The sequence below is a fragment of the Micromonospora sp. KC723 genome (assembly GCF_004348595.1).
GTDB lineage: Bacteria > Actinomycetota > Actinomycetes > Mycobacteriales > Micromonosporaceae > Micromonospora.
This window is the reverse complement of sequence record NZ_SMKD01000078.1, coordinates 1-25,550: the sequence shown is the minus strand read 5'-3', so window position 1 is coordinate 25,550 and position 25,550 is coordinate 1. Positions and strand designations below refer to the sequence as shown.

Genomic DNA, 25,550 nt, shown 5'->3' with positions numbered 1-25,550 from the left:
CCACCCCAACCTCGACCCCACCCTTTTGCAGCAACTCGACGTCCTCGTGGTCAACCACCACGAAGCAGCCACCATCCTGGGCACCACCACCGGCAACCCCCTCGACGCCGCCGCCGCGCTACAGCGCCTCGGACCACACACCGTCGTCATCACCGCCGGCGCTCACGGCGCCGCCTACACCCATCCCCACGGATTCCGGCATCGTGCCCGCACCCACCGTTCAGGTCATCGACACCACCGGAGCCGGCGACGCCTTCCTCGGCAGTCTCGCCCTCGACCTCGCCCGCCAGACCCCGCTACCAGACGCTCTCACCACCGCTGTCCACGCCGGCTCCCACACCGTCCAACACAGCGGCGCAAACACCGCGAGACGCCAAACCTCCTGACTGAGCGGTTTGGCCCGCCTCTTCGTGCTGCTGCCGGGGCAGATCAGCTGCTGCCGGGCGAACTTCCGGTTCACCTTTACTACCTGCGCGTGCAATCCGAACTGGCATTACGAGGACTGGCTGATTCTCGTGGCCAACAGCCAGGTGCGAAGCGACGGGTTCATCTCCCGTAAGCCCGACCATCACGTCGATCACCGCGTCCACCTCTACGGCAGGCCAAGACGGCCACGCCAGCGGTAGTCCGCCACCGACAAGCCCCGCCGGCGGCCACCAGTCGCCGGTAGCCGGACAATTCACGTAGGGTGACCAGCCGCAGAGAATCGGCGCGCGTTCTCCGCGGCAATCCAGACGTTCGATTGCCATCGCCGTGATGCTCTCGCGCCTCGCGAGGCTTGGCGGCTTATTCCGTAGGGTGAGGGTGTGACCTCGCAGTACTGGGAGGCCGTGGTCTCCGGACCGGCGGCCTCGCTCGTGGCGTGCGTGTGGGAGCAGCGCGTCAGCCATCGGCATAGCCAGCTGGTAGTGCCTGACGGCTGCCTCGATCTGATCTGGTTCGGCGACGGGGAGTTGGTGGTCGCGGGTGGGGATACGGGCCCGCGGCTGGTTGATCTGCCGGCGAATACCGAGGTGGCGGGGGTTCGCCTCCGTCCCGGAGCTGCGGGTGCTGTGCTGGGCTGGCACGCTGCGGAGCTGCGCGACCGCCGAGTTGATGCCGCCGACCTGTGGGGCCAGGAGGCATTGCGGCTCGCCGAGACACTCGCCGTGGTGCCCACCGATTGTCGAGGTCGTCACATGCTCAAGGCGGTGACCTCGCGCGGCGCCACGCCCGATCCGCTGGTCCAGGCAGCGGCACTGCATCTGGCTCGTCCGCATGCTCGGGTCGCGGCGGCGGCGGCAGAGCTCGGCGTTAGCGAACGACAGCTGCATCGGCGGACGGTGGCGGCGGTGGGCTACGGACCCAAGATGCTGGCGCGCGTCGGCCGGCTCCGCCGGTTCATGCATCTGCGCGCCCCTGACCTGGCAGGCAGGGCACTCTTGGCGGGCTACGCCAGCCAGGCGCACATGAACGACGAGGTGCGGCGGCTCACCGGCATGACGCCCGTCCGATTTCTGGAAGCACTCGGCGGCACGTCCGCCTAGCGTGGGCACCGTGCCCGTCGACATCGCTGCTGCCGAACAGTTCATCCACAACACCGCCCGCCTCCTGGACAGGCACCGACTCGCAGTGCTACTCCACGACGCCTCGGTGGAACCGGTCCTCACGGCACTGCACGCCTACCAGAACCCCGACCACGGCTTCGGCCATGCCCTGGAACCCGACGTCCGGGACCCCGCGAGCCAGCCGACTGCCGCGCTGCACGCACTTGAGGTACTCGCTGAAGTCGACGCCCTGGACGACCCCATGGTCACCCAGGCTGCAAGCTGGGCAGCCCGCAACGCCCGCGCCGACGGGGCCCTGCCCTTCGTCCTGCCCAGCGCGGCCAACCATCCGCACGCACCGTGGATGACGCCCAACCCGAACGGTTCGTTCATCACATTCGGGGTCGTATCCGTCCTGACCCGGGCCGGCATCCAGACCCCCTGGCTCGATGTCGCGAAATCCTGGTGCTGGTCCCGGATCGATCGGCCTGACGACCTCGACGCCTACTGGGTCAAGTTCGCCCTCGACTTCCTCGACCACGAATCGGACGAGAACCGCGCCCGCGCAGCCATCGAGTCGCTCCGGACCAAGATCGGGGCCGACGGCACATTACCCGTCCCCGGTGGCACGGAAAACGAACGCCTCAACGCCCTCGTTCTCTCGCCACGCCCGGGCCTACGCAGCCGGACTCTGTTCACCGAGGAGCACATCCAGGCAGAGCTGGACCGGCTCGAGGAGGACCAACTCGAGGACGGCGGCTGGATGTTCGACTGGCTCGACTGGTCCCCGGGGCAACGCGTGGAGTGGCGCGGCGCCGTGACACTGCGCGCCCTCGCCACCCTCGCTGCACATGGGCGCGCCGGATAATGACGTGTGCGCTCATCGGCAGAAGTGGATGCGCATCCTACGGTCGGTGCTCGGCCGCTGGTTACGGAACGCCACGGCGGCCGCTGGTCCATTTTGCGCCTATCGGTAAACCTTTGGGTCTGCTCACCAGCTGAAGCGTCGGACATGATTCCGCTCGTCTCAGCGTCCACCTGCACGATGCTGTGCACGTCCAGCCGTGCGTACTGTGGTTGTTGGCTCGTGCTCCGACATTGCCGGTTGCAGATTGGCCTAGACGCCCAGGCCCGAGGCGGCAGCCTCCTCGTAGGACATCGCGAGCGGACCGCAGTCGACATTCAGCGCGTGCAGGATTGCATGATGGTGTTCCTCGGCTCTGAGTCCTGATCGCCTGAGCGCGGCGCCTAGCTCTGCATCATCGATCGGCGCAACGCTGAGCGCCGCGAACACAGCCGGATCGGCACCGTAGGCACCCGAGGGCGGGCTCACGCCCGGCGGGTACGGTCGGCCGAGTAGGTCGACCAGGATCTCGTTGTCGTCGTCGTCCCAAATCTCTATGAGATAAGCCTGGTCAGACAGGTACTCGTGATAGCTGCGACCATCGCGGAACAGCTTGATCACCATGACGTCGGAGTCGAACACGTCGAACGTGGCGGCTACCGCGCCCTGGGCGAGACTCAGCAACTCGGCCAGGTTCTCGGTCTCCGCGTAGATGCCGTCCTCCCGCGCAGGCACCACCGCCCACCGACACTCGGCGACCGGGATGATCACGGTCACCTGCTCCGACACGGAAACCCCCGCACAGACGTCGACGAGATTGCCGGTGGTGAGGATCGTCTGATAGCTGCTGCCCACGAGCAGAGATGGTACGGGCCGACAAGGGGCGACAAGATCACCCAACTGGACCTGTTCCCACAGGTGACAAAGCGTGACCGGTAAGAGGTCGGAACGTTGCGGGCTGCGTTAGGCTGTGCGCTGAACCGCCGATGCTGGTTGCGGGCCGGTCGGGACGAGATCCCTACCGTGCTGAGGAGCCGACGGTGGAGTTTTGAGATCCCTTCGAGCCTGGACGGGCTCGACCTCGACGCCCTGACCCAGCTGGAGAACCAGGCTGTGGAGGTGTTCGATGCCCTCCGCGACGATCCGGACCTGGACGGCACTGGCCTGGCGCGGTTGCAGGAGTTAGCCACGTTCGTTACATCGGTAGCGCGCTGCATCCCGCTCAGCGCCCGGGCGAACGACTCGACGGGCTGACCTCGCTCGGAGGGAACCAGTCGGGGGTGAGCATACGTCTCATCTCCGACCGGTTCGTTATATCCGGAGGATGGTGCCTGGAACGGCAGCGGAGCAACCTCGCGAGTATCTAGTGCCTCGTCTTTGAACGTTGATCGTGTAATCCGTCGGTTCTGAGGACGGATCGGGCAGGCTGTCTCCCGACGTTCATGGGAGGTGGTGGCCGGTGGGCAGACGCCCGGAGGTGTTCGTCCGGCAGGTGTCGATGGCTGAGGGTCAGCGGTTGCAGCGGATCACCCGCACGGCGAAGGACCCGGTGAAGCTGCGGCGGGCGATTGTGGTGCTGATGTCGGCCCAGGGGCAGCCGGCGCCGGACATCGCTCACTTGCTCAAGACCAGCGAGGACTACGTGCGGGACGTGATCCACGCGTTCAACGAGCGGGGGTTTACCGCGCTGGACCCAAAATGGAGCGGGGGCGCACCGAGACGGATCGATGAGCAGATCCGCGACTGGATCTGCGTCATCGCCCGGTGCGACCCCCGTTTCCTCGGCCGGCCGTTCTCCTGCTGGTCCCTGGCCAAGCTGCGCGACTACCTGATCGACGCCGGTTACGTCACGGCGATCAGCGTCGAGACCGTCCGCCGGATCCTGCACGAGCGCGGGGTGTCGTGGCAGGCCACCAAGACGTGGAAGACCAGCACAGACCCCGACTTCACGACCAAGATGCGCCGGATCCTGGACCTCTACGACCACCCGCCCGCCGACGGCAGGGTGATCTGCGTCGACGAGTTCGGGCCACTGAACCTGCAACCCCGTCCCGGCCGGGCCTGGCGTCCGCAGCGCCAACCAGTTCGGCTGAGGGCCACCTACACCCGTGACCAGGGCGTCCGGCACATGATCGCCGCCCTGGACCTGAGCACCGGATGCCTGCACTACCGCATCCGGGACCGCAAACGCTGGCGCGAGTTCCTCGGCTTCCTCAAGACCCTGCGCCGCCGCTGGCCCGGCGACAAGCTCTACCTGATCGTGGACAACTTCTCCCCACACAAGCACCCCGAGGTTCGCGCCTGGTGCACTGCCAACCAGGTGGAGCTGGTGTTCCTGCCGACCTACGCGTCCTGGCTGAACTGGATCGAGGCGGAGTTCGCCGCGGTGCGGTACTTCGCCCTCAACGGCACCGACCACCGCAGCCACGCCGAACAGGATGCCGCCATCGGCGACTACATCCGCTGGCGCAACCAGCGAGCCCGACCGAAATCCGGATTCGCCGCCGACTCCAAGATCCGCCACCCGGATTACCCGTTCAAGGCTGCATGACGGGGCACTAGTTGGGCGGCCGGATCGCGTCCCAGCCGGCGATGTCGCACTGATCGTGCTCGTTGTTTCCGGCAGCGACAACGTTTCCGTCCGCGCGTAATCTGAGAATCTGGGTGAATCCGGCCGCCACCGCGACGATCTCGCGCCAGCCGCCTACGTCGCACTGGCCGATATCGTTGCTGCCCGCAGCCACGACGCGGCCAGTCGCGGTGACTCCGACGGCCGGTAGCTTCCAGCCGCCACGGCCACAACGTCCTCCAAGCACTGACATCACAGGCGCCCACCGATTGATCCCCGACCACAAGGTCGCGGTTGATGCGCCGGTTCCCGGATCGGGAGAGCCGGTGGCGGTTCTGGTCGCCGAAGGAGGCGTCCAGGGGGCGGTGCCGTTCCACGACGCGAAGTGGCCGCGGCTGGCGAACCGGGCGATGTCGTCCGGCGTCGCCCGGCTGATCGGTGACATCGGTGGGTGGAACTGGAACGGGCTGTACCGCGAAAACGTGGGAGGCAACCACCAGGCGGTCGTGCCGGACGGCCAACTCTGTAGCGGTGGCCGCACCCAGGGTGGGCTGTACGCCTCACTCGACGCGGTCGGCGCGTGGGTTGCCAAGTCCGTGCCGAACAATTTCACCCTGACCCTCACGGACGCGGCACGGCACGGCGCCGACTACCTGCTGATCTACATCACCCAAGCAGGGTTTCGACCCGACAACACAGCCGCTCACCTGGGACAGCCTGGAGCTGATCCAGCGGACCGGCAGCTATCCCACCACCGGGCTCTACCAGGCCCAGGTGAACGCGGGGAACCGGACCGGCCGGCACGTCGTCTACACGATTTGGCAGGCGAGCCACCTCGACCAGCCGTACTACCTGTGCAGTGACGTCATCTTCGGCGGCGGCACCACACCGCCGACGACCACCCCACCGACCACATCGCCCACCACGCCACCGACCACACCGCCAGTGACGACGCCGCCCGCCGAAAACGGTGGCTGCACCGCGACGTACACAAAGACCAGCGAGTGAGCCGGTGGTTTCGGCGCCAACGTGACAGTGACTGCCACCAGTAGCGCGATCAGTGGCTGGACGGTGCGGTGGACCTGGCCCAGCGGCCAGAGCATCACCAGTTCGTGGAACGCGACGATAACGTCGAGCGGCTCGGCGGTGACGGCCGCGAACGCGAGCTACAACGGCCGGTTGAACGCCGGCCAAAGCACGAGTTTCGGGTTCAACGGAGCCTGGAACGGTACGAACACCGCGCCGACGCTGAGCTGCACGGCCAGCTGAGGTAGGCGGGCGGGGGCGGCATCTTGGCGATGCCGCCCCCGCCCTGTCGTTGCAGGCGATCCACCGGCCGACGTCGCGCACAGGGATCTGCCCCCCGCAACCCTGATCCTCGCCGCAGACGGCTCCCGGGTCATCGACTTCGGCATCGCCCGGGCGTTGACGCCTCCCACATCTCGCTCAGCCACACCCCGGTCGGCACGCCCTCGTTCATGGCACCGGAACAGGCCATCAAGGTCCTGATCCCACCCGATCGATCATGAGGTTGGCAGCAGCCCGAGCTGGATTTTCTGCTGCCAACCTCATGATCAACGCTCGGTAGGGAGTTCGCCAGCACCGTCGACAGGGTGAGGGGTCAGAGTTCCGCGGCGGGGAGGGCCACCGTGACGACCAGACCCCCCTCGTCACGTGGTTCGGCGGTTACGTCACCGCCGTGCGCGTGGGCCACCGCCCGGACGATCGACAGGCCGAGGCCGGCTCCGGACGAGGCGGCGAGCCGGTCGGCCCCGAGGCGACGGAACGGCTCGAAGAGGGACGGAATATCGTACCTCGGCACCACCGGCCCGCTGTTGCTCACCCGCAGGGTCACCGTGTTGTTCGGACCGGCGCCGCTGGTGACCCGTACCCAACCGTGTTCGGGAAGGTTGTGCCGCACCCCGTTCTCGACCAGGTTCTGCACGAGTCGTTCCAGCAGGACCGGATCACCGCTGGTGGGCGCCTCGTCGGAGGCCACCTCGACGGTGACCGCACCTGGCGGTACCTGCTGCGCCACGTGTTCCACGATGTCCGCCAGATCCACATAGGATCGGTCAAGCACCTCGTGCTCCGATCGGGCCAGCAGGAGCAGGCCGTCGATCAGCCGGCCATGCCGGGCGTTGATCTCCAGAAGCGTTCTGCCGAGCTGGCGGACCTCCGGCGACACCGTCTCGGGGTCGAGCGCGACCTCCAGCAGCGTCCGGTTGAGGGTCAGCGGGGTACGCAGTTCGTGCGACGCGTTGGCGATGAACCGGCGTTGGCTGTCGAAGGAGTTGTCCAGGCGCTCCAACATGACGTCGAAGGTGTCGGCGAGCTCCTTCACCTCGTCGGGTGGGCCGTCGAGAGCGATGCGTTCGTGCAGGCCACGGTCGGCGGTCGTGGCGTTCGCGATCCGCCGGGCGGTCTCGGTCACCCGGTGCAGGGGCCGGAGCATCCGGCCGGCGATCAACCAGCCGAAGGCGATCGCCGCGGCGCCGACCACGGCCAGCGCGATCCCGCCCTGGGTGAGCAGCGAGTTGAGCGCGTCGTTCCGAGTTTCCCGCACGGCCTTCTGCACGATCAGCTGGCTGCCGTACGGCGGCGCGACGGCGGCGTTCCCGACGATCGGTTGTGGTGGTGGTGCTGGCTGACCGCTCGCGCTGTTCGCCGACGGCGCCGACAGAACGCGTTCCCCGCCTTTCGCTTGCGGCAACTGGTGGGAGACGAGCACGTACGTCACGCCGAGCAGCAACAACCCGGCGAACAGGAAGAGCCCGCCGTAGACCAGGGTCAGTCGGGCGCGGATGGTCAGCTTGGCCGGGCGGATGCGTTTCACGGGATGCGGTACCCCACTCCTGGGTCGGTCAGTACCACCGGGGGATCTCCGAGTTTGCGCCGAAGTTTGAGGATCGTCATCCGCACCGCGTGGGTGAACGGGTCGGCGTGCTCGTCCCACGCCTTCTCCAAGAGTTGCTCGGCGGATACCGCGGTGCCGTCGGCGCGGAGCAGTTCGGCGAGGACCGCGAACTCCTTCCGCGATAGCGGAACGTACCGGCCGTCGCGGTACACCTCGCGCCGATGCGGGTCGAGCCGGATGCCGGCCCGTTGCAGGATCGGCGGGGCGGCCGGCCGGGACCGCCGTCCGAGCGCCGCCACCCGCGCTGCCAACTCCTTGAACGCGAACGGCTTGGGCAGGTAGTCATCGGCGCCGAGGGCCAGCCCGGCGACCCGGTCGTCGATGTCCGCCGCGGCGGTCAGCATGAGCACCCGGGTCGGGGAGCCGCTGGCGACGACGGCCCGGCACACCTCGTCACCGGGTACGACCGGCAGATCGCGGTCCAGGACGACCACGTCGTAGTCGTTGACGTCGACGCGTTCGAGCGCGGCGGCGCCGTCGTACACCACGTCCACGGCGTACGCGGCGCGGCGCAGCCCCTGAGCCACCGCGTCCGCGAGCAGCCGCTCGTCCTCGACCACCAAGATTCGCATGATGTCCATGGTGACCCGGCGTGATGTCACGTGACCGTCAACTTTTTCGTTGACGCCGGGGAAATCCCGCCTCGATTCCACTGTCCCGTGTGGCGGCCGGCGAACGACCGGCCGCCACACGAGGAGACACCATGCGAGTCAGGTCAGGACTTGTGCCGGTTCTGCTGTTGGCTATCGCGTTGGCTGGCTGCGGCGGCAGTGACGAAAACGGCGACGGGATCGCCACGGCGGGCGGCGACAAGAGCGCCAGCAGTACGGAGTCCAGCAAGCCGGCCGGCCCCGCGGCGTTCGCGAGGTGCATGCGGGAGAACGGCGTGCCGGACTTCCCGGACCCCGAGCCGGGCGAGGGCGTTCGGATTCGAGCACCCGAGGGAGCCGATCCGGAAAAGATCAAGTCGGCGACAGCGGCGTGTAAGCAGCATCTGTCCAATGGCGGCGATCGGCCGAAGGTCGACGCGAAGGCGCTCGAGCGGCAACGGGACATGGCCAAGTGCATGCGGGAGAACGGCGTTCCGAACTTTCCGGACCCGGACGAGAACGGCGGATTGGCGATCGGGAAGAACGCCGGGGTTGACGTCGAAGACCCGACCTTCAAGGCCGCCGAGGAGGAGTGCCGGCAGCTCAATCCCCCGCCCAGCCCCATGATGAAGGAGGGCGAGTGAGCGGCGTCAAACGGCGGCGACGCGGCCGGTTGGGCATCGCGGTGGCGGCGGTGCTCGTCACCGGGGGCGCGGTGGCGGCCGCCGCCGGTCTCGGCTTCGTTCCCGCGCTCGGTGGCGATGACCGCGGGGGGGACGGCGTCGGCCCGCTGCCACCGGCGACCGCCCAGGTGAGCCGGCAGACACTGGTCGACACGCAGACCGAGGACGGCGAGTTGGGGCACGGTCCGGCGACCACGGTCTCCGCCCGGTTGGCCGGGACGGTGACGGCGTTGCCGGCGCCTGGCTCGACGGTCAACCGCGGTCAGCCGATCTGCCGCATCGACAACCGGCCGGTGGTGCTGCTGTACGGCTCGCTGCCGGCGTACCGGGTGCTCCGGACCGGGGTCGAGGGGACGGATGTCGAACAGTTCGAGCAGAACCTGAAGGCACTCGGCTACTCGGGCTTCACGGTGGACGACGAGTACAGCGACAGCACCGCCAGCGCGGTCAAGAAGTGGCAGGAGGATCTCGGGCTGCCTGAGACGGGCACGGTGGAGCTGGGCCGGGTCGTCTACGCGGCGGGGGCGGTACGCGTGGACGAACAGAAGGCCGCCGTCGGCGATGCGGTCCAGCCGGGGACGGCCCTGCTCACCCACACCGGTACGGCCCGGGTGGTCACGGTCGACCTTGATGTGGCCGACCAGCGGCTGGCGAAGAAGGGCGCCCCGGTGAAGGTCAAACTGCCGGGCGGCAGTACTAGCGGCGGGAAGATCGGTAAGACCCGGACCGTCGTCGACGCCAGCGGCGGCGAAGGGGGGCAGGAGGAACCTGAGACGAAGATCGAAGTCACCATCAGCCTCGACGACGCGAAGGCGATGGCCGGGCTCGGCCAGGCGGCGGTGAAGGTCGACTTCACCGCCTCGGAACGCAAGGACGTGCTGACCGTGCCGGTGGCGGCGCTGCTCGCCCTCGCCGAGGGCGGGTACGGCGTGCAGGTGGTCGAGGGGGCGGCCACCCGGATCGTGGCGGTGGAGACCGGCCTGTTCGCCAGCGGACGGGTCGAGGTGTCCGGTGACGGCCTGACCGAGGGCATGACGGTGGGGATACCGGCATGAGCGGGTGCGGCGAGCGAGTCACCGAAAACGGAGCGCTCATCGAGCTGGACGAGGTCACCAAGACGTACCCCGGCGGGGTGACGGCGCTGCACGGCGTCACCCTGTCGGTCGGGTACGGCGAACTGGTGGCCATCGTCGGTCCGTCCGGTTCGGGGAAGTCCACCATGCTGCACCTGATCGGCACCCTCGACCGCCCGTCGAGCGGCGCGGTGCGTATCGACGGGTACGACGTGTCAGCGCTGTCGGATCGGCAACTCTCCGCCCTGCGGGCCCGCCGGATCGGATTCGTGTTCCAGCAGTTCCACCTCGCACCCGGTCAGTCGGCGCTGGACAACGTCGCCGACGGGCTGCTCTACGCAGGCGTACCGATGAGCCGGCGGCGGCAGCGGGCGGAGGCCGCGCTGATCGGCGTCGGTCTCGGCGATCGGCTCGATCACCGGCCGCACGAGCTGTCCGGTGGCCAACGGCAGCGGGTCGCGATCGCTCGGGCGCTGGTGGGCGAGCCGGCGCTGCTGCTCGCCGACGAGCCGACGGGCAATCTCGACTCGACCTCCGGGGCGGCCGTGATGGAGGTGCTGCGGCGGCTGCACGCGGCCGGCACCACCGTCGTGATCATCACCCACGACCGGGAGATCGCGGACAGCCTGCCCCGGCAGGTCGCCATGCGGGACGGGGCGGTGGTCTAGTGGACGCTCCGCTGTCGCCGGCCCGGATGGGGCCGCGGGATGTCCTGCGTGTGGGTGGGGCCGGGCTGCGTACCCGGCCGATGCGGGCGTTCCTGTCCGCGTTGGGCATCGCGATCGGCATCGCCGCGATGGTCGCGGTGGTCGGGATCTCCTCGTCGAGCCGGGCGGAGCTGGACCGCCAGCTCGCCGCGCTCGGCACCAACCTGCTCACGGTGGCACCGGGTAACACTCTGTTCGGCGAGGATGCCACCCTGCCTGTCGAGTCCGTCGCGATGATCGGCCGCATCGGACCGGTACGGCAGGTCGCCGCGACCGGCAAGGTCGCCGACAGCAAGGTCTACCGCACTGACAGGATCCCGGCCGCACAGACGGGCGGTATCTCGACCCAGGCGGCTCACCTTGATCTGCCGGAGACGGTCGGCGCCACCCTCGCCGACGGCGTCTGGCTCAACGGTGCGACCCAGAGGTACCCCGCCGTGGTGCTCGGTTCAGCCGCCGCCGAGCGGCTGGGCATCGGCGGGGCGGGTCCGGACATCCAGGTCTACGTCGGAGGCAGGTGGTTCAGTGTCGTCGGCATCCTCGCTCCGGTCCCGCTCGCCCCCGAACTCGATTCGGCTGCTCTGGTCGGCTGGCCCGCCGCCCGGTCCTATCTGGACTTCGACGGGCATCCGACAACGGTCTACACCCGCTCGGAGGACTCCGCCGTCGAGGCGGTACGCGCGGTGTTGGCCGCGACCGCCAACCCGCAGGCACCCAACGAGGTCAAGGTGTCCCGTCCCTCTGACGCCCTAGCCGCCCGTCAGGCCACCGACCAGGCGTTCACCGGCCTGCTGCTCGGCCTGGGCGCCGTAGCGCTGCTCGTCGGCGGGGTCGGAGTGGCCAACACGATGGTCATCTCTGTCCTGGAGCGGCGAGCCGAGATCGGGCTCCGCCGGTCGTTGGGGGCGACCCGGGGTCAGATCCGGCTGCAGTTCCTCGCCGAGTCCCTGCTCCTGTCGGCGCTGGGGGGCGCCGGCGGCGCCGTCCTCGGCACCGCCGTCACGGCGACGTACGCCATCACGCAGACCTGGCCGACGGTCGTGCCCGCTTGGGCGTTGGGGGGCGGCGTGGCGGCCACTCTGGTCATCGGCGCGTTCGCCGGCCTGTATCCGGCGATCCGCGCGTCGCGCCTCGCGCCGACCGAAGCGCTCGCCGCGCCGTAGACCGAACCCGCACTGATCATGGGGTTGGCGGCAAAGGACGCCACGAACGCCGCCGCCAACCCCGGTCGTGAACGGCCCGGTAAGGAGCCGTAATTGCCTGGGTGAGTACGCGGGACAATGGATCTCAGACACCCACCATCGGGGGAGGGAGGGGTCTGCTCGCTACTCATATGTCCATCGTGGGGACTCGGGCCGGCATTGGCGCGGTTGACCGATGAGCCGGCGCCTGTTGTCGGCGCTGCCGGAGTTCGAGGGTTGTGAGGTTGTGGTCGGCTGGGATGCGGTCGGCGGGACGTTCTTCGGATACGTGCTGGACAGACGGGTGGCTGAGGGCAAGGACCCGTGGCTGGTCAACGTCGGCACGATGCCGGGGCGAGATCCGCAACCCGTACGACCTGGTTCAGGCGGTGCGGCGGTACGCGGTGATTCCGAGAGAGCTCGTCGACGAGCTCGCGGCGGAGGCGGAGGCGTCGCCGGAGGCATCGGCTGGGCCGCGGCTGTGGCTGCTGGACGGGTGGTGATGGGGTTGCGGCGGTGATGCCGCCGGCATCACTAGATGTGGCGGCGGTGGGCGGGGCGCCGGGGCCGATAGCGCGTCACACCGACTGACAATGCCCGGCATTCTCTTGACGTCCGCTCATCGGCAGTTCAGCACGTCACCTATGGCACGCGGGCAGGAACTCACCGGGATCGGGCACCGCTATGCCGGCTGCAAGCGTCCCGCCGTCGAGGCGAAGGACGGCCTTTGGTGCGACGACCCGAACCACGCCGGCTGCTGCAACTTGGGGCCCTCACGCCTGGACGCCAGCTACTGCCCGATCGGGACCATTCCTTGTACCGGACGGTTTCGGCCCCAACAGGACAGCACTTTCCTGGTGCAGCGATCGACGTCGAGTTGTACCCGGCCGTCGACGACGGCCGAGTTCTCGCCACGATCACCAATGCCGACAGCGAACAGAGGTGGCGCCGGTCCGTTCAGCGACGGCTCATCCTGGGGCATGTCGACACACTGGATCGTGCCGTTGTCTTCGCGCTGGATTCTCGGCGGGCATACCGGCACCTGGTCGAGGCCGGTCGGGACGCTCGACTGCTCATCCCTCGCGCGTACCAGCTCGACGCGATCACTGCCGGGGTCCTGTGGGCGGTGACGAACCTGGACCTGTCGCTGCTGCTGGACGATGCTCGGTTGGACGCCGCCCAGGCCGCGGCATCCCCGTACAGGGACATGGCCAGATCTACCGGGAGCGGCGACATCGCCGAGGATTTGGATTCGGTGTCACGGCTGTGGATGGGATCGGCATTCTGCGCCGATCACATCCGCCGCCACTACGATGTCCTATCCGATGTGCCCGTCTACTGGACCCGAGAGCAACGCGGAGAGGAAGCCAGCACATGGCTGCTGTTTCGCCACAAGCTGCGCTACCTGCGCGACACCGCCGAACGGTTCCGAAGCGCCTCCCAGCCGATGACCAGGATGTTCTGCCTCCCCACGCGTGCGGTGGCCGCATCCTCGATGTCTGAACGGATCCTGCTGCTGCTCGCCGTGGCATTGATGGAATCCCTCGGCATCCACACCGCGGTCACAGACGACCCGGAGTACGCCACGCTGCCCGGACTCGTTATGGACAAGCAGCGTGTCATCATTGCCACCTGGATTCGCGCCGACGACGTTTGGCACGTCGATGTCAGCGACCACCGCAACACCATCGCCGCCTACCGTGACGCTCTCGGCCACGTGCAGGCCCACTCCGTGACCGCCGATGACACACCCGGCGGACGGCTACAAACCCTGGCTGAGTACCTGAACCTCGACTGGCGCTGGCTGCAAGGCCGCTGTGCCGACCTCGGCCAGTACGGCTTCGTCGGACTCGCCGAGCCCCGTAGCCGGCTGCTCTCACTCGACGGCGTCGACCAGGCATGCCGTTTCATCGGCACCCTTCCGTAATAGGCTCCTGCGCACCACAGCCGTGACCGCCGAGAGGAATCGCCGTGTCCCCGCCCCTGACAACACCCGGGCCGAAGGTGATGGTGTTCGGTCTTGGCGGCACGATCGCCATGACCAGCGGCACCGGCGAAGGCGTCAGTCCCACGCTGTCCGCAGGCGACCTCGTTGATGCCGTGCCAGGGTTGGCCTCGGCTGGAATCGACATCGAGGTGGTGGACTTCCGCCGCCGCCCCGGCGCGTCCCTCACCTTCGCCGACATCGCCGCGCTCGCCACCGCCGCGACCCACGAACTCGCCGCGGGCGCGGCCGGAGTGGTCATCACCCAGGGCACCGACACGATCGAGGAAACCGCGTACCTGCTCGACCTGCTACACCAGCGACCCGAACCCGTGGTCGTCACCGGCGCGATGCGAAACCCCACCATGGCAGGTGCTGACGGGCCCGCCAACCTCCTCGCCGCCATCCAAACCGCAGCCTCACCGGCTGCCCGGGACAAAGGCTGTCTCGTCGTTCTCGCCGACGAGATTCACGCGGCCCGCTGGGTCACCAAGACCCACTCCACCAGCGGCGCCACCTTCCGCTCGTCGGACACCGGCCCCATCGGCTACGTCACGGAAGGCGCCGTGAGGCTGCTGACCCGCGTGCCGCACCGGCTCACCACCCCTACCCCGCGCCAAGCCGAACACGCTCGCGTCGGCCTCTACACCGTCAGCCTCGACGACGACGCCACCCTCCTCGACGCCATCGGACGGCACTGCGACGGCCTCGTCGTCGCTGGATTCGGAGTCGGCCACGTACCCGAGCCCCTCGTCGACACCCTCACCGCCCTCGCCGAACGAATCCCCGTCATCCTTGCCTCCCGCACCCCGGCCGGCCCGATGCTCACCCGCACCTACGGCTTCCCCGGCTCCGAAAGCGACCTCCTCGCACGCGGGCTCATCCCCGCAGGCTGGCTGCACCCCTACAAAGCCCGCATCCTGCTCCGCGCGCTCCTCGCCGCCCAGGCCAAGCCGCAGGACATCGCACCCGCCTTCGCCGTCGCGGGCAGCCTCGATGAACCATCCTCCTGGCCTTGGCCGACACCAATCCCGACCGGCGACCGAACGGAGACAGCAGCCGCGCATGCGTAGCCACGACCTGACCCCAAGACGGATGATCGGTGTAGTCTTCGACCACGGCGACGACTTCTTCACCGCCCTCGCTGACGCCTGCCGCGCCCACGACATCAAACAGGGCTACATCCCCATGTTCATCGCCGGCCTGTCCACAGCCAAGATCGTCGGCACGTGTCAACGCCTCGACAACCCCGACGCCCCCGTCTGGACACACGTCGACCTCACCAACGTCGAAGCCCTCGGCGGCGGCACCATCGCCTGGGACGACACCAACCAGAAGATTCTCCCCCACATCCACCTCACGGCCGGACTCAAGGAACACAGCGCCACCGCCCACACCAGCCATCTGCTTGACGCCACCGTCCAATTCCTCACCGAAATGCTCATCATCGAGGTCAGCTCACCGGCCATGCACCGGCTACCGAACACCGACCTGTACGACGTACCACAACTGCACCTCGGCTAACGATCACAACCCTGCCCCACGAGGGAGGTGTAGATGCCACGCCACCCCGACACCGTCATCACGCCCAACAGGCTGCTCGTCCAGGCCCGCCAGCGCCTGACGTCACCGCACCGGCCCGGGCAGCACTTGTCCCGAGCCGAACTGGCCGACGCCATCAACGCCGCCCTCGACCGCCTCTATACCGGGCGAAGCCTCACCGCCCACTACGTCGACCACCGCTGGGTCGGCAAACTCGAACGCGGAGAACACCGCTGGCCCAGCCACGAACGCCGCGCTGCCCTCCGCCAGGTGCTCGACGCCACCACCGACACCGAACTCGGCCTCTACAGCCCGCGACGCACTCCGGACGCCATCCGATCTGGCCACGTCCAGGACCAACCGGCTACGCGCCGGCTACTCCACGTCCACGTCAGTGGCAAACTTCTCGACGGCGATCCAGAGGCATGGCTACATGCACTCGACGAGTTCACGAACCAACCTATGCGTACCTGGCCTCAACTCAGAGGCCGTGTGCAGGAGTACCTCGAAGTCCTCGATCATCTCCAGGGCGGCCACGTTCGCCCGCACCTTGCACGGGTCGATGCCCGCTGGTCGGAGTTCATGAGTTGGATCGCCGACAACACCGCCCCGCCCGAAGGTTGGGCGTGGCTTGACCGATCGCACTGCCGCGCGATCGAGGCTGACGACTCATCGCTTGTCGCCTACACGCTCATGCGACAGAGTCAACGCGCCCTCGACAACGGCGACGTCCGCACCGCGATTGTCTTCTCGCGCCGCTCCCTGGCACCCAGTTCGGTACCCGCCCGCACTCGCGCGCTGTGCCTTACTCGCGTGGCCGAAGCACTGGCTGCCAGCGGCGACGACGAGGCACGTACCGCAATCATGGCAGCCCGACGTGAGCTGCCCGACGCAGGCGCCAACGCGGTCGATGAAGACGACTTCGCCCGACACTGCGACCCGCGCTACGTTGCCGCAGTTGACGCCCGCTGCCGGCACTTGCTCGGTGACCCGACATCCGCCACCGCGATCTTCGAGGAACTCCTCAGCGACCAAGCCGCCATCGCACCGATCGACGCCGGGCTCTGGCACGCCCACCTCGCCGAGTGCTACCTGCACCACGACCCAGAACGCGCTGTCGACCACGGAATGCGCGCGCTGCGACTCTCGGACGAGACCGCCTCCTACCGTGTCATCCGCGCTACCCACCCTCTCGCGATAGCGCTGCGCCGGCACAGCGCCCTGCCCTCAGCCCGGGCCTTCATCGACAGGCACCGCACCGCGGTGACAACCCAGTGACAAGATGACCGCATGGACCTGCTGCCGCTCATAACCAGCACCGACGTCGCCGCGAGCGCACCCGAGGTAGCCGTTCTGCCCGTCGGCAGCTTCGAGCAGCACGGTTCGTTTCTGCCGCTGACCACCGACACGATCGTCGCCACCGCAACCGCTGCAGCCATCGCGCGACGGCACAACGTCCTGGTCCTGCCGCCGATCACCCTGTCGTGCTCGCACGAGCACGCCGGCTGGGCCGGTACCGTCAGCATCAGCCACCAAACCCTCTCGGCGATCATCGAGGACATCCGATCCTCGCTCGCCGCGAGCGAAATCACCCGGCTGGCCATCGTCAACGGCCACGGCGGCAACTACGTTCTGTCCAACTTTACCGACCGCGGGTAGGACTGTCCGCGACGTTCGCCCTGGCGAGTGACCACGGACGTCCCGTGCTCGTTTACCGACCGGGTCCGGCACGTCCGACCTGTTGGGGCGTCGGCGTGGAGGATACGTGGCTCGCATTGTTGTGGTCGGAGATCTCCGGGTATAAGAAATCAGGTTGGGTGACGGGAGTCGAGCGTGGACGATCGTCTACCCGGAGGGCAATGTCCATGTGGAGGCGGACCGGTTCCTGCGACGGCATGATGGCTCCGGAACTCAGCGGACCTATGCCTATCTGCTGGTCGATCATCTGCGGTGGTTGGATCGGGAGTGTCTGTCGCTGGCCACGGTTGGGCTGCGGGATCTTGAGCGGTACATGGGTCTGGTCGGGGCCGAGGTCCGCATGCCGCTGGGGCAGCCTTGGCGGGAGGGTAAGCGTCCGTACGGGCGTTCGGCGTTGTCGACGGCGGCGGCGTGTCTGAAGGGCTTCTATCTCCATCAGGCGTCGCTGGGGGTTAACGGCGAGCTCGGCGGGCAGCTGGGCCGGATCCGACTGCCGTCGCGGGCGGACCGGCGCCGCTCGTTTCTGGGCCATGTGAAAGCCGGGATGCCGGCGAATCCGTTGGCTCCGCGCGGGCCGCACCGCCGGCATCCGAAGATGTTGCCCGAGGGCGCGCGGGAACGGCTGCTGGCTGAGGTGAGGACGGCCCGGGACCGGATGGTTGTGACGTGGTTGGCCGACGGCGGGCTGCGCATTGGCGAGCTGTGTGGGCTGCATCTGCTGGACCTGCACCTTCGCGAGAGCGCCGCGTGTGGGCAGTGCCGCTCGCCGCACGTGCACGTGTGCCACCGGCCGGGCAACCCGAACCGGGCGGAGGCGAAGACCAAGCATCCGTGGCGCATCGAGGACGGCACGGTGACCGGCGGGCTGGTCAAACGCGTTAGCCCGGCGATGGTGCACACCTACTTCCAGTACGTCACCAGCGAGTACCCGTGCAGTCCCGCCGGGCATGGCATGCTGCTGGTCCAGCTGCACGGCCCCGGTCATGGGCAGCCGTGGGCGCCGGTGGCAGCGCGGCGGATGCTGGCTCGCGCGGGACGTCGTGCTGGCCTCGGCCCGGTGAAACCTCACTCGTTCCGGCACAGCTTCGCCAGCGCCGTGCTCGATGCGGCTGGCGGGAATCTGGTCGTCGCCCGCGACGCCGGAGGATGGTCCTCTACGTCCGTCGTGGACGAGATCTACGCGCACGTCGATGTGCACGACCCGGCGTTCGACGCCGCGCTGCGCACGACCTGGGGCGAGCGGTGACCGCGACGCTCGCGCTGCTACCGCAGCCTTCGCGACCGGACCGGTTGGGCCGGGACCGGTTGGAGATCCTCACAGCGCTGATCAGTGCGCCGTCCTTCGACCCGATGTTCGGCACTGACGTGATCCGGATTCCTCGCGACCATTCCACCTACCGGTGGTGGTGTGGTGGTGCCCGCCTGTGAGCGTGTCCGGTCCAGCGGGACGGACATGTGCTCGGTGCATATGCGGGCGTGGGGTCCGGCCAGCCGGCAAGGGGTCGGTAAGGCCGCGTTCCTCGCGGGGGCGGAGCCGCTGGCACCGTCGGAGTGGATGGATGAGGCGGCGTGCCGGATCTGCCCGGACCGGCCGGCGGCGCACGCCCGGTGGCGGCTGTGCCATCGGCACCTGAGCCGGTGGAAACGCCGGGGTGTCCCGAAGGAGGCCGCCTTCGCGGGCTGGGTTGCGGGGCAAAAGCCGTACGCCGGCCGGTGGCTGTCTGGTCGCGGTGTGTCCGAGCCTGGCCGACTCGCCGCTGGGGTTGTGTTTCGGCCACGAGACGCGCTACCGCAAGGCCGGCAGCCCTGGTTCGGCCGCGCTGCCGTCGGCTTGGTCCCGGCGCTACGAGCAACACGGCAGGCCGACTCCAGTGTCCTATCAGGACGAGCAAGCGTTCCGGCGCTGGTGTGCGAGCGCGGAGCCGACGCCGTGGCCGGCACAGGTGAACCTGCGTGGGCTGCGCCCGTTGCTGCGGGCGGAGTTGCAGCGGGGCCTGTTCGCGCACACTCAGCAGCCACGACCGACCCGCTGGGATGGGGGGGCGATCCAGAAGCTGGTCAACACCTGCCGCGCCGCCGGCATGAACTCCTTGACCGACCTTGCGATCGGCAGCTCTGACCGCTGCGTGCGTAGTATCAGTGGGGAAATCGCCCGGGAGTTGTGGCGCATCTACCGCACCCCGGCCGACGCGCGCGAGACCGGGATGCTGGACACCGAGCACTTCGGGGTGCGTTTCCCGCGCCGCACCAGCTGCTTCGACCTGACTGCGATCCCGCAACGCTGGCTGCGGGACCTGGCCTGGGACTACCTGGCCGGGCTGTTGCAGTCGCCGCGATGCCCGCGCACCGCCAGCAGCTTCGACAACGTGCGGCGCGGGTGCGTCGAGCTTGGTGTCTTCCTCGCGGTCGATGCCCCGGGCGGCGGGCACGATGCGACGTCGCTGCGTGGTGAGCACATGCGCCGGTTCGTCGCCGACCAACGCCGCCGCGAACGCGACAGGCTGCCGTCGCTGGGCATCACTAAGGCGGGCGGAGAACCGTCGATGGTCAGCGCCACCACTCGGGGCTTGGTCTTCAACAGCGTACGTACGGTCATGCGCGACGCCTTGGACGGCGGTGTCGCCGACCGACTCGGCCTGGATCGGCAGTTCGTCACTGCGCTGCCGGCCGGCGAGGGGCTTCCGGTGCGGACCCGGCGGCCGTTCTCGGACGAGGTGGCACGGGCGCTGGCCGACGAGACGAACCTGCGCCGGCTCGCCGAGCACCACGACCCAGCCGATCATGGCGTGCGCGACATCTGGGAAACGCTTATCGCCACTGGGCGGCGCATCGGTGAGGTGTTGGAGGTGCGCTGGGACTGCCTCGGCCGCTACGGCGGGTTGGCGATGTTCTGGCACGACCAGACCAAGGTCGGCAACTTCGACGCCGCCATCCGCATCCCGGAACGCGTCTACGGCCGGTTGGAGGCGCGGCAGGCCAAGACGCTGGAACGCTTCACCGCACGCCACGGCTACCGACCCACGGGCGAGCAGCGCGCCCGGCTGGCCCTGTTCCCCAGCCCCAACCGCAACCCTCACGGCACGGTGTCACTGTCCAAGGAGTGGTTCTACGGCCCGTTCCGCGCCTGGGTCGCCGAACTCGACCTCGGCCATCCGGTGCCGCACCAGGCCCGGCACACCCTGGCCACGAACCTGCTGCGCCACGGCGCCACCCTGACCCACATCCGCCGCTACCTCGGCCAGGTCTCCGACCGGATGGCCGAGCACTACGTGCATTTGGCTCACTCCGACCTGGAACAGGTGCTGCAGCACGTGTGGGTCGCCGGACCCGGCACCGCCAACCCCGGCGAGCTACTGACCACCGACACGACGCCGCTGACCCAAGCCGAGGCTCAGGCCCTCGCGATCGACCTGTCGAGGCGCAGCACGCCCGCCGAGGGCGGGTTTTGCACCTTCCAACCCGTCGTGGACGGCGGCACCTGCCCGTGGAACCTGGACTGCCACAACTGCGACAAATTCGTGCTGTCCGGCGCCGACCTGCTCTACTGGCGGCGCAAACGCGAACAGTGGAGGCTGCTGGCCGAAGGCGCCTCCGACGACGCCACCGCCGACTATCTGCACCAGCACTTCGAACCGACCGCCCGTGCCATCGACGGGCTGGAGAAGGCCCTGGCCGGGCTCGGACTCCTCGACGACGCTCTCGCGCTCGATCTACGCAAACCGCAGGACTACTTCCACCGCGTCTGGTCCACCGCCTTCCGCGCCCGCGACCTCACGGCAGCCTGCGCGGAAGCCGGCGAGACCAACGGCCCTTCGGAGGCCGGATGAACGACTCAGCCTCGGCCTCGTCCAGTGGCCGCACGGCCGCCGCTGACGCAGCCCGGCGACGCCGCAGCCAGGCCGCGGTGCAGCGGGTCCAGGACGCGCTCGCCGCCATGCGGCGGGAGAAAGCCCGCGTCAGCGTCGCCGCGGTCGCTCGACGCGCCAACGTCTCCCGGACCTTCGTCTACGACAACCCGCAAGCACGAGCCGCGGTCACCGCCGCCTTGGCCGATGCTGACCAGCGGCACACGCAGTCGCGCCTCGCGCAGGACGCCGCGGGGCAGGCCGTCTGGCGGGAGCGAGCGCTCAACGCCGAAGAGGCTCTCAAAACCGCCTACGCGGAGATCGCCCGTCAACGCACCCGCATCGGTGAACTCCTCGGCCAGATCCGCGACCTGCAAGCCGAGTGGGACGACGAGACCATCGCGCGGATCACCACCGAGAACACCACGCTCAAGCAGCGGGTCCGGCAGCTGACCACCGAGAACCGCACGCTGGAGGAGCGGCTCACCGCGGCGCGGTCCACCCTGCGCTTCCAGGACCGCCGCATCGCCGACCTCGAAAGCCGCATCGCTGACCCCGCCCGCAGCACCTGACCAGCAGGCCCTGCCACATCGCTGATCAGGGCTCAAGTAGCTTGTGCACCCGAGCGAACGAACGAGAAAGGCTGTCCAACACCGCCGCGCCCTTCTCCGTACTGCCCAACGACGGCCGCCCGATGATCCCCGAGTCCGTGTAGGCGCGCATCCCCACCGTCAGCAGGTCCGGACGCGCGTTCGCCTCGTGGTCGGCCGTTTCGTATCCTTCCCGCAGCAGCTGCGGCGCTCCGTGCAACAGCAGGGAGACCTCAAGCTCACCGCCGTGCATGTCCTCGTGAGACCCGGTCTTGCAGCCCGCGTCGACCCGCGCCGTGTTCCAATCCTCGCTGGCGGGGAACAGCGCCATCCGTGGCCGGACCGTCGTCGACTGCTGAACGACGTTGCGCAGCGCATAGTTTCCGCCATGCCCGTTGACAATCACCAGGTTCTCAACCCCCGATGCCCGCAGCGACTCGTCGATGTCCTCGATCACCGCCATCAGGGTCCGAGCGCTGATGCTCACCGTCCCAGCAAACCCGGCATGCTCATGCGAGCACGAGATCGTGATCGGCGGTAGCAGGAACAGCCGGTGGTCGGCCGCGATGCGCTCGGCGACGAGGCAGGCGACCACGGTGTCCGTGACGAGCGGAAGGTATTCGCCGTGCTGCTCAAAGCTGCCCATCGGCAGCACTGCGGTACGGGCAGCGCGGGCACGCTCGTCCGTGGACGTGGCCGTCGGTAGCAGGAAACTCACGCGCCTAGCCTGCCACGAACTGCGGTCCCGGACAGTGGAGGTCAACTTCCGCCGTGGTCAGCGTTGCCGTGCGCCGGCCGCACGGGTGACGACCGAGCGGGGCGCACGTACACCGCGCGTGGCCTCGCCCTACGGTGCCGATCCCTCGGCGGCGCTGGTTCTTGCCGATCCAGCGTCGTCGGGCTCGGGGTGCTGGGGTGGGCGTTCTTTGTGGCCGGCCTCCAGTAGGCGGATCATTTCGGCGATGCGCTGGGGGCGTTGGTCGGGTCGTTTCTTGGTGGCGTTGATCCAGCGTAGGTAGGCGCGTCGGTAGAACTGGGCCAGGGAGTCGAAGAACGCGGCCGCCGCCGGATGCGCGTCGAGGGCGGCGGCGATGTCTGCGGCGAGGTCGCCGCGTTGGGGGCCTTCGGGTTCGATGGCTACGGTGACAGTGTCCCCGGCGGCCAGGCCGCAGCCGCGTATCCAGGCCGGGCCGAGGGTGAACCCGTATCCGTCGCCGGCCGGTTCGACGGCACCGCGTACGCTCATGTTGTTGACGGTGCCGCGGATGTGGTGGCGGGGCTTGGTGCCCCAGACGATGTCCGGGTCGAACGGCACCGGGATCAGAATCCGCCCACGGCTGGCTGAGGCGACTGTGGTGGTGAACTGTTGACTGGTCACGGTTGTCCGTTCCTTGCCGGTATGGTGGCGGGTGTGGTCAGCGATTCGGTGGCGCACAGCCCCGGGGCAGCTGCGGGGCGACGGCAGGCGTGATCAACAGGCCGACCTGGCCAACCCATCCAGACGGCCCGCCACTGCCCCAGCAGAAACAGCACCCCAACCGCGACCACGGTCGCCTCCGGCCAGCGTCGAGGAAACGCCAACGGCAACGCCGCCGCCGCCCGCCCGCCCGCGCATCTCCAGCCAACCCGGCGGGGCACCACCCGGAAACGTACCCCGCCGCTGTTCAGCGTGACATTGACTTCCAAGTACGCGGGCGACCGGACACCCTTCGGCCGGCAACCGACTGGACTGAACGTGGAAGTTCGGCCCCGAGTGCGACGAGGGGCCACCGCCGCGTGAGCCCTGCTACCTGTTAAAAGGAGGCAACCGCAGGCGGTGGGCCAGTGGAATCGAGAAGGCCCGCGTTATTGTTCCACGCGTGAGCTCGTTGTCATACGTCCAGTTCGTGGCCGGTGCGACCGGCGGGTGGGCGATCGACAGCCTCCGAACGGTGGTCGGTGAGCCGCTGCCGGCGGCGAGCAGGCTCGCCGTCGTGGAGTCGGCCGGTACCAGCGGTATTGATGTGGTTTGGCGGCTGGCCGGTGTGGTGAGCAGCGAGCGGTATGTCACCGCGGCCGAGCGGGATGAACTGCGGGCCCGGCAGCCGCTGCTGGGCCGCTCGGACGCCGACCGGGCGGCGTTGATCCCGATCCGCAAGAACGATGCCTGGTGGTCGCTGGCGCAGGACGAGCGCCGGGCCATCTTCCAAAAGCGCTCCGGGCATGTCACCACCGGTCTGCGGGCATTGCCGGCGGTAGCGCGGCGCCTGCACCACTGCCGCGATCTTGGTGAGCCGTTCGACTTCCTCACCTGGTTCGAGTACGCCCAGGCCGACGCGGGCGTGTTCGAGGAGCTGGTGCAGACCCTGCGACAAACCGAGGAATGGGCCTACGTCGACCGGGAGATCGACATCCGGCTGTCCCGTTCCTGACAAGGCGACCGAACCCCACATCCTTCCGTCGAGTGACCGTCCTCGATACATTGAGTCGTCGACGGTTGTGCCGATGGCGATGCGACCGGAGTTCTGTCCTGCCGGCAGACCGGGGGCGCGGCAGGGTCCACACCGGACACCTGGGGTTGTTATGCGCATCCGGCACCTGCTGCCCACCTCCGCATCGTTTCGGTCCAAGCTTCACGACGATCGGACCGCGGCCCTGCTGGGCATCGCGCTAGGTGTCGCTTTCATCATCTGCTTCGTGACCGGGCTGGTTTCCCATTTGATCCAGCACCCGAAGCCGTGGTTCCCGTGGCCGGCCGCCCCACGTGACCTCTACCGAGTCGTGACGGCCACCCATGCGGTGACCGGATTCGCCTGCATCCCCTTGCTGGCGGCAAAACTGTGGACTGTTTACCCCAAGCTGTGGCAGCCGCTAAAGTTCGCCAACGCCGCCCGCGCGGTAGAGCGGTTGAGCCTGATCCCGCTCGTGGGCGGCAGCCTATTCCTGATCGTCGGCGGCATCGACGACGCGATGTACATATACGTCAACCCGTTCACGTTCACCCCGACGCACTACCTGGCGGCCTGGATCACGATGGGCGCGCTGATCATCCACATCGCCGCGAAACGGGTAACCACCCTGCAAGCCATACGGCGCCGCGCCGCGCCGGTCCACGCACCGCAACCCGCGGAAAAGACCCCGACATCAACTGCCCCGGTGGCTGTACCGGTTTCGGCGTCCGTGCCCGGCGAAGGGGACAGCGACGCGCAGCGGCGCCGTTTCCTGATCACGGTAGGGGTGGCCGCCGGAATCATCGGCGTCAACTTCCTGGCAGCGAACGTGTCCCCACTGCACCGTCTGGCTCTTCTCCCGTCCCGCCGCTCGGACGTGGGTACCCAAGGGCTGCCAGTGCAGACCCAGGCGACCGCGGCCGGGGTGGTGGAGCGCAGCACCGGCCCCGGCTACCGGTTGCGGGTGGTCGGTCTGGTCAGCAACCCGATGGAACTGGACATCGACGATCTCCTTGCCCGGGTCAGCCACACCGCAGTCTTGCCGATCAGCTGCGTGCAAGGCTGGAGCGTCGGTGCGACCTGGCGCGGCATACGGGTGCGTGATCTGCTGCGCGAAGCCGGCGTCACCGACTTCACCGAGGTGATCGTCCGGTCGATTCAGACCACCACCAAACCTAAACGCATGTTCGGCCGGGCCCGGCTCAACCCCTCACACGCGTTACACCCGGACACGCTGCTGGCCACCGAGGTCAACGGCGAGCGGCTGCACCTGGACCACGGATACCCGGTGCGACTCATCGCCCCGAACAATCCGGGCATCATGCAGACCAAGTGGGTCGAGGAGCTGTGGGTCCGATGAGCAACCCGCCGC

General features: G+C 68.5%; 28 protein-coding genes and 2 pseudogenes. 23 read left to right on the top strand and 7 right to left on the bottom strand.

From position 1 onward, the window contains the following. Positions 1–46: 46 nt before the first annotated feature. The 4 genes and pseudogenes from E1165_RS30015 to E1165_RS17950 all read left to right on the top strand — a co-directional run. Positions 47–139 (top strand): annotated as a pseudogene (locus tag E1165_RS30015) (hypothetical protein); the annotation flags it as partial. A gap of 64 nt (positions 140–203) precedes the next feature. Next, positions 204–386, top strand: a complete 183-nt coding sequence (locus tag E1165_RS30010; RefSeq protein ID WP_243704848.1) for a PfkB family carbohydrate kinase — start codon at positions 204–206, stop codon at positions 384–386. A 420-nt stretch (positions 387–806) separates the two neighbouring features. Further along, positions 807–1,526 (top strand): helix-turn-helix domain-containing protein, encoded by a 720-nt coding sequence (locus E1165_RS17955; protein ID WP_132392922.1) that lies wholly within the window; start codon positions 807–809, stop codon positions 1,524–1,526. A gap of 10 nt (positions 1,527–1,536) precedes the next feature. After that, positions 1,537–2,394, top strand: coding sequence for a hypothetical protein (locus E1165_RS17950; RefSeq protein WP_132392920.1), 858 nt, complete (start codon positions 1,537–1,539; stop codon positions 2,392–2,394). 249 nt (positions 2,395–2,643) lie between these two features. Here the strand turns inward: E1165_RS17950 and E1165_RS17945 are convergent, their stop codons facing one another. After that, positions 2,644–3,225 carry a hypothetical protein gene (locus tag E1165_RS17945; RefSeq protein ID WP_132392918.1) on the bottom strand — a complete coding sequence of 194 codons (582 nt, stop codon included), beginning with the start codon at positions 3,223–3,225 and terminating at the stop codon, positions 2,644–2,646. Positions 3,226–3,393: 168 nt separating this feature from the next. Between E1165_RS17945 and E1165_RS17940 the strand changes: the two genes are divergently transcribed. Further along, positions 3,394–3,624: a hypothetical protein gene (locus tag E1165_RS17940; protein ID WP_243704847.1), complete on the top strand. Its 231-nt coding sequence runs from the start codon at positions 3,394–3,396 to the stop codon at positions 3,622–3,624. A gap of 205 nt (positions 3,625–3,829) precedes the next feature. Beyond that, positions 3,830–4,921 carry an IS630 family transposase gene (locus E1165_RS17935; RefSeq protein ID WP_243704846.1) on the top strand — a complete coding sequence of 364 codons (1,092 nt, stop codon included), beginning with the start codon at positions 3,830–3,832 and terminating at the stop codon, positions 4,919–4,921. Positions 4,922–4,928: 7 nt separating this feature from the next. Here the strand turns inward: E1165_RS17935 and E1165_RS29050 are convergent, their stop codons facing one another. Continuing rightward, entirely contained in the window at positions 4,929–5,114 is a 186-nt protein-coding gene (locus E1165_RS29050) for a hypothetical protein (RefSeq protein ID WP_165945251.1), read from the bottom strand. Between the two features lie 235 nt (positions 5,115–5,349). On the opposite strand from E1165_RS29050, the pseudogene E1165_RS30790 reads away from it, so the two are divergent. Beyond that, positions 5,350–5,746, top strand: a pseudogene (locus E1165_RS30790) (lytic polysaccharide monooxygenase); the annotation flags it as partial. Between the two features lie 41 nt (positions 5,747–5,787). Here the strand turns inward: E1165_RS30790 and E1165_RS29995 are convergent. Then, a complete protein-coding gene (locus E1165_RS29995) occupies positions 5,788–6,042 on the bottom strand; it encodes a hypothetical protein (RefSeq protein ID WP_243704850.1) in 255 nt (84 codons plus the stop codon). Here E1165_RS29995 and E1165_RS29990 point away from each other — a divergent pair. Continuing rightward, positions 5,969–6,208: a cellulose binding domain-containing protein gene (locus E1165_RS29990; protein ID WP_371687360.1), complete on the top strand. Its 240-nt coding sequence runs from the start codon at positions 5,969–5,971 to the stop codon at positions 6,206–6,208. The two genes, E1165_RS29995 and E1165_RS29990, sit on opposite strands and share 74 nt — an antisense overlap. Before the next feature lie 352 nt (positions 6,209–6,560). On the opposite strand, the gene E1165_RS17920 is transcribed toward E1165_RS29990, so the two are convergent. Beyond that, complete coding sequence (locus E1165_RS17920) at positions 6,561–7,775, bottom strand: cell wall metabolism sensor histidine kinase WalK (RefSeq protein WP_132392916.1); 1,215 nt, start codon at positions 7,773–7,775, stop codon at positions 6,561–6,563. Next, positions 7,772–8,428, bottom strand: a complete 657-nt coding sequence (locus E1165_RS17915; protein ID WP_132392914.1) for a response regulator transcription factor — start codon at positions 8,426–8,428, stop codon at positions 7,772–7,774. The genes E1165_RS17920 and E1165_RS17915 overlap by 4 nt, the downstream gene beginning before the upstream one ends. Positions 8,429–8,580: 152 nt before the next feature. On the opposite strand from E1165_RS17915, the gene E1165_RS17910 reads away from it, so the two are divergent. The 13 genes from E1165_RS17910 (at position 8,581) to E1165_RS17850 (ending at position 21,731) form a co-directional block, all read left to right on the top strand. Then, positions 8,581–9,090: a hypothetical protein gene (locus E1165_RS17910; protein ID WP_243704845.1), complete on the top strand. Its 510-nt coding sequence runs from the start codon at positions 8,581–8,583 to the stop codon at positions 9,088–9,090. Beyond that, the gene (locus E1165_RS17905) at positions 9,087–10,184 is read left to right on the top strand and encodes an efflux RND transporter periplasmic adaptor subunit (RefSeq protein WP_132392910.1); all 1,098 of its coding nucleotides are present in this window, start codon (positions 9,087–9,089) and stop codon (positions 10,182–10,184) included. The genes E1165_RS17910 and E1165_RS17905 overlap by 4 nt, the downstream gene beginning before the upstream one ends. Next, positions 10,181–10,870, top strand: a complete 690-nt coding sequence (locus tag E1165_RS17900) for an ABC transporter ATP-binding protein (protein WP_132392908.1) — start codon at positions 10,181–10,183, stop codon at positions 10,868–10,870. The genes E1165_RS17905 and E1165_RS17900 overlap by 4 nt, the downstream gene beginning before the upstream one ends. A gap of 26 nt (positions 10,871–10,896) precedes the next feature. Then, positions 10,897–12,072 (top strand): ABC transporter permease, encoded by a 1,176-nt coding sequence (locus E1165_RS17895; protein ID WP_132392930.1) that lies wholly within the window; start codon positions 10,897–10,899, stop codon positions 12,070–12,072. Between the two features lie 748 nt (positions 12,073–12,820). After that, positions 12,821–14,017 (top strand): XRE family transcriptional regulator, encoded by a 1,197-nt coding sequence (locus E1165_RS17890; RefSeq protein WP_132392906.1) that lies wholly within the window; start codon positions 12,821–12,823, stop codon positions 14,015–14,017. A 56-nt stretch (positions 14,018–14,073) separates the two neighbouring features. Continuing rightward, the gene (locus tag E1165_RS17885; RefSeq protein WP_371687361.1) at positions 14,074–15,147 is read left to right on the top strand and encodes an asparaginase; all 1,074 of its coding nucleotides are present in this window, start codon (positions 14,074–14,076) and stop codon (positions 15,145–15,147) included. After that, complete coding sequence (locus tag E1165_RS17880) at positions 15,140–15,598, top strand: PPC domain-containing DNA-binding protein (protein ID WP_132392904.1); 459 nt, start codon at positions 15,140–15,142, stop codon at positions 15,596–15,598. Before E1165_RS17885 ends, E1165_RS17880 begins: the two co-directional genes overlap by 8 nt. A gap of 33 nt (positions 15,599–15,631) precedes the next feature. Continuing rightward, positions 15,632–16,894: a hypothetical protein gene (locus E1165_RS17875; protein WP_132392902.1), complete on the top strand. Its 1,263-nt coding sequence runs from the start codon at positions 15,632–15,634 to the stop codon at positions 16,892–16,894. Between the two features lie 12 nt (positions 16,895–16,906). Beyond that, positions 16,907–17,275, top strand: coding sequence for a creatininase family protein (locus E1165_RS17870; RefSeq protein ID WP_132392900.1), 369 nt, complete (start codon positions 16,907–16,909; stop codon positions 17,273–17,275). A 154-nt stretch (positions 17,276–17,429) separates the two neighbouring features. Continuing rightward, on the top strand, positions 17,430–18,560 hold the full coding sequence (locus tag E1165_RS17865) for a tyrosine-type recombinase/integrase (RefSeq protein WP_207916936.1): 1,131 nt from the start codon (positions 17,430–17,432) through the stop codon (positions 18,558–18,560). After that, on the top strand, positions 18,557–18,742 hold the full coding sequence (locus E1165_RS17860; RefSeq protein WP_132392898.1) for a hypothetical protein: 186 nt from the start codon (positions 18,557–18,559) through the stop codon (positions 18,740–18,742). Before E1165_RS17865 ends, E1165_RS17860 begins: the two co-directional genes overlap by 4 nt. A 443-nt stretch (positions 18,743–19,185) precedes the next feature. Further along, positions 19,186–21,141: a tyrosine-type recombinase/integrase gene (locus E1165_RS17855; RefSeq protein ID WP_243704844.1), complete on the top strand. Its 1,956-nt coding sequence runs from the start codon at positions 19,186–19,188 to the stop codon at positions 21,139–21,141. Beyond that, positions 21,138–21,731: a DUF6262 family protein gene (locus E1165_RS17850; RefSeq protein ID WP_132392896.1), complete on the top strand. Its 594-nt coding sequence runs from the start codon at positions 21,138–21,140 to the stop codon at positions 21,729–21,731. The genes E1165_RS17855 and E1165_RS17850 overlap by 4 nt, the downstream gene beginning before the upstream one ends. 25 nt (positions 21,732–21,756) lie before the next feature. On the opposite strand, the gene E1165_RS17845 is transcribed toward E1165_RS17850, so the two are convergent. Next, a complete protein-coding gene (locus E1165_RS17845) occupies positions 21,757–22,467 on the bottom strand; it encodes a creatininase family protein (RefSeq protein ID WP_132392894.1) in 711 nt (236 codons plus the stop codon). 129 nt (positions 22,468–22,596) lie between these two features. After that, positions 22,597–23,127, bottom strand: a complete 531-nt coding sequence (locus tag E1165_RS17840; protein ID WP_132392892.1) for a YdeI/OmpD-associated family protein — start codon at positions 23,125–23,127, stop codon at positions 22,597–22,599. 508 nt (positions 23,128–23,635) lie between these two features. Between E1165_RS17840 and E1165_RS17835 the strand changes: the two genes are divergently transcribed. Together E1165_RS17835 and E1165_RS17830 are read left to right on the top strand one after the other, a co-directional pair. Beyond that, positions 23,636–24,160 carry a chlorite dismutase family protein gene (locus tag E1165_RS17835; protein ID WP_243704842.1) on the top strand — a complete coding sequence of 175 codons (525 nt, stop codon included), beginning with the start codon at positions 23,636–23,638 and terminating at the stop codon, positions 24,158–24,160. A gap of 151 nt (positions 24,161–24,311) precedes the next feature. After that, positions 24,312–25,538 carry a molybdopterin-dependent oxidoreductase gene (locus E1165_RS17830; protein WP_165945250.1) on the top strand — a complete coding sequence of 409 codons (1,227 nt, stop codon included), beginning with the start codon at positions 24,312–24,314 and terminating at the stop codon, positions 25,536–25,538. Positions 25,539–25,550: the final 12 nt, after the last annotated feature.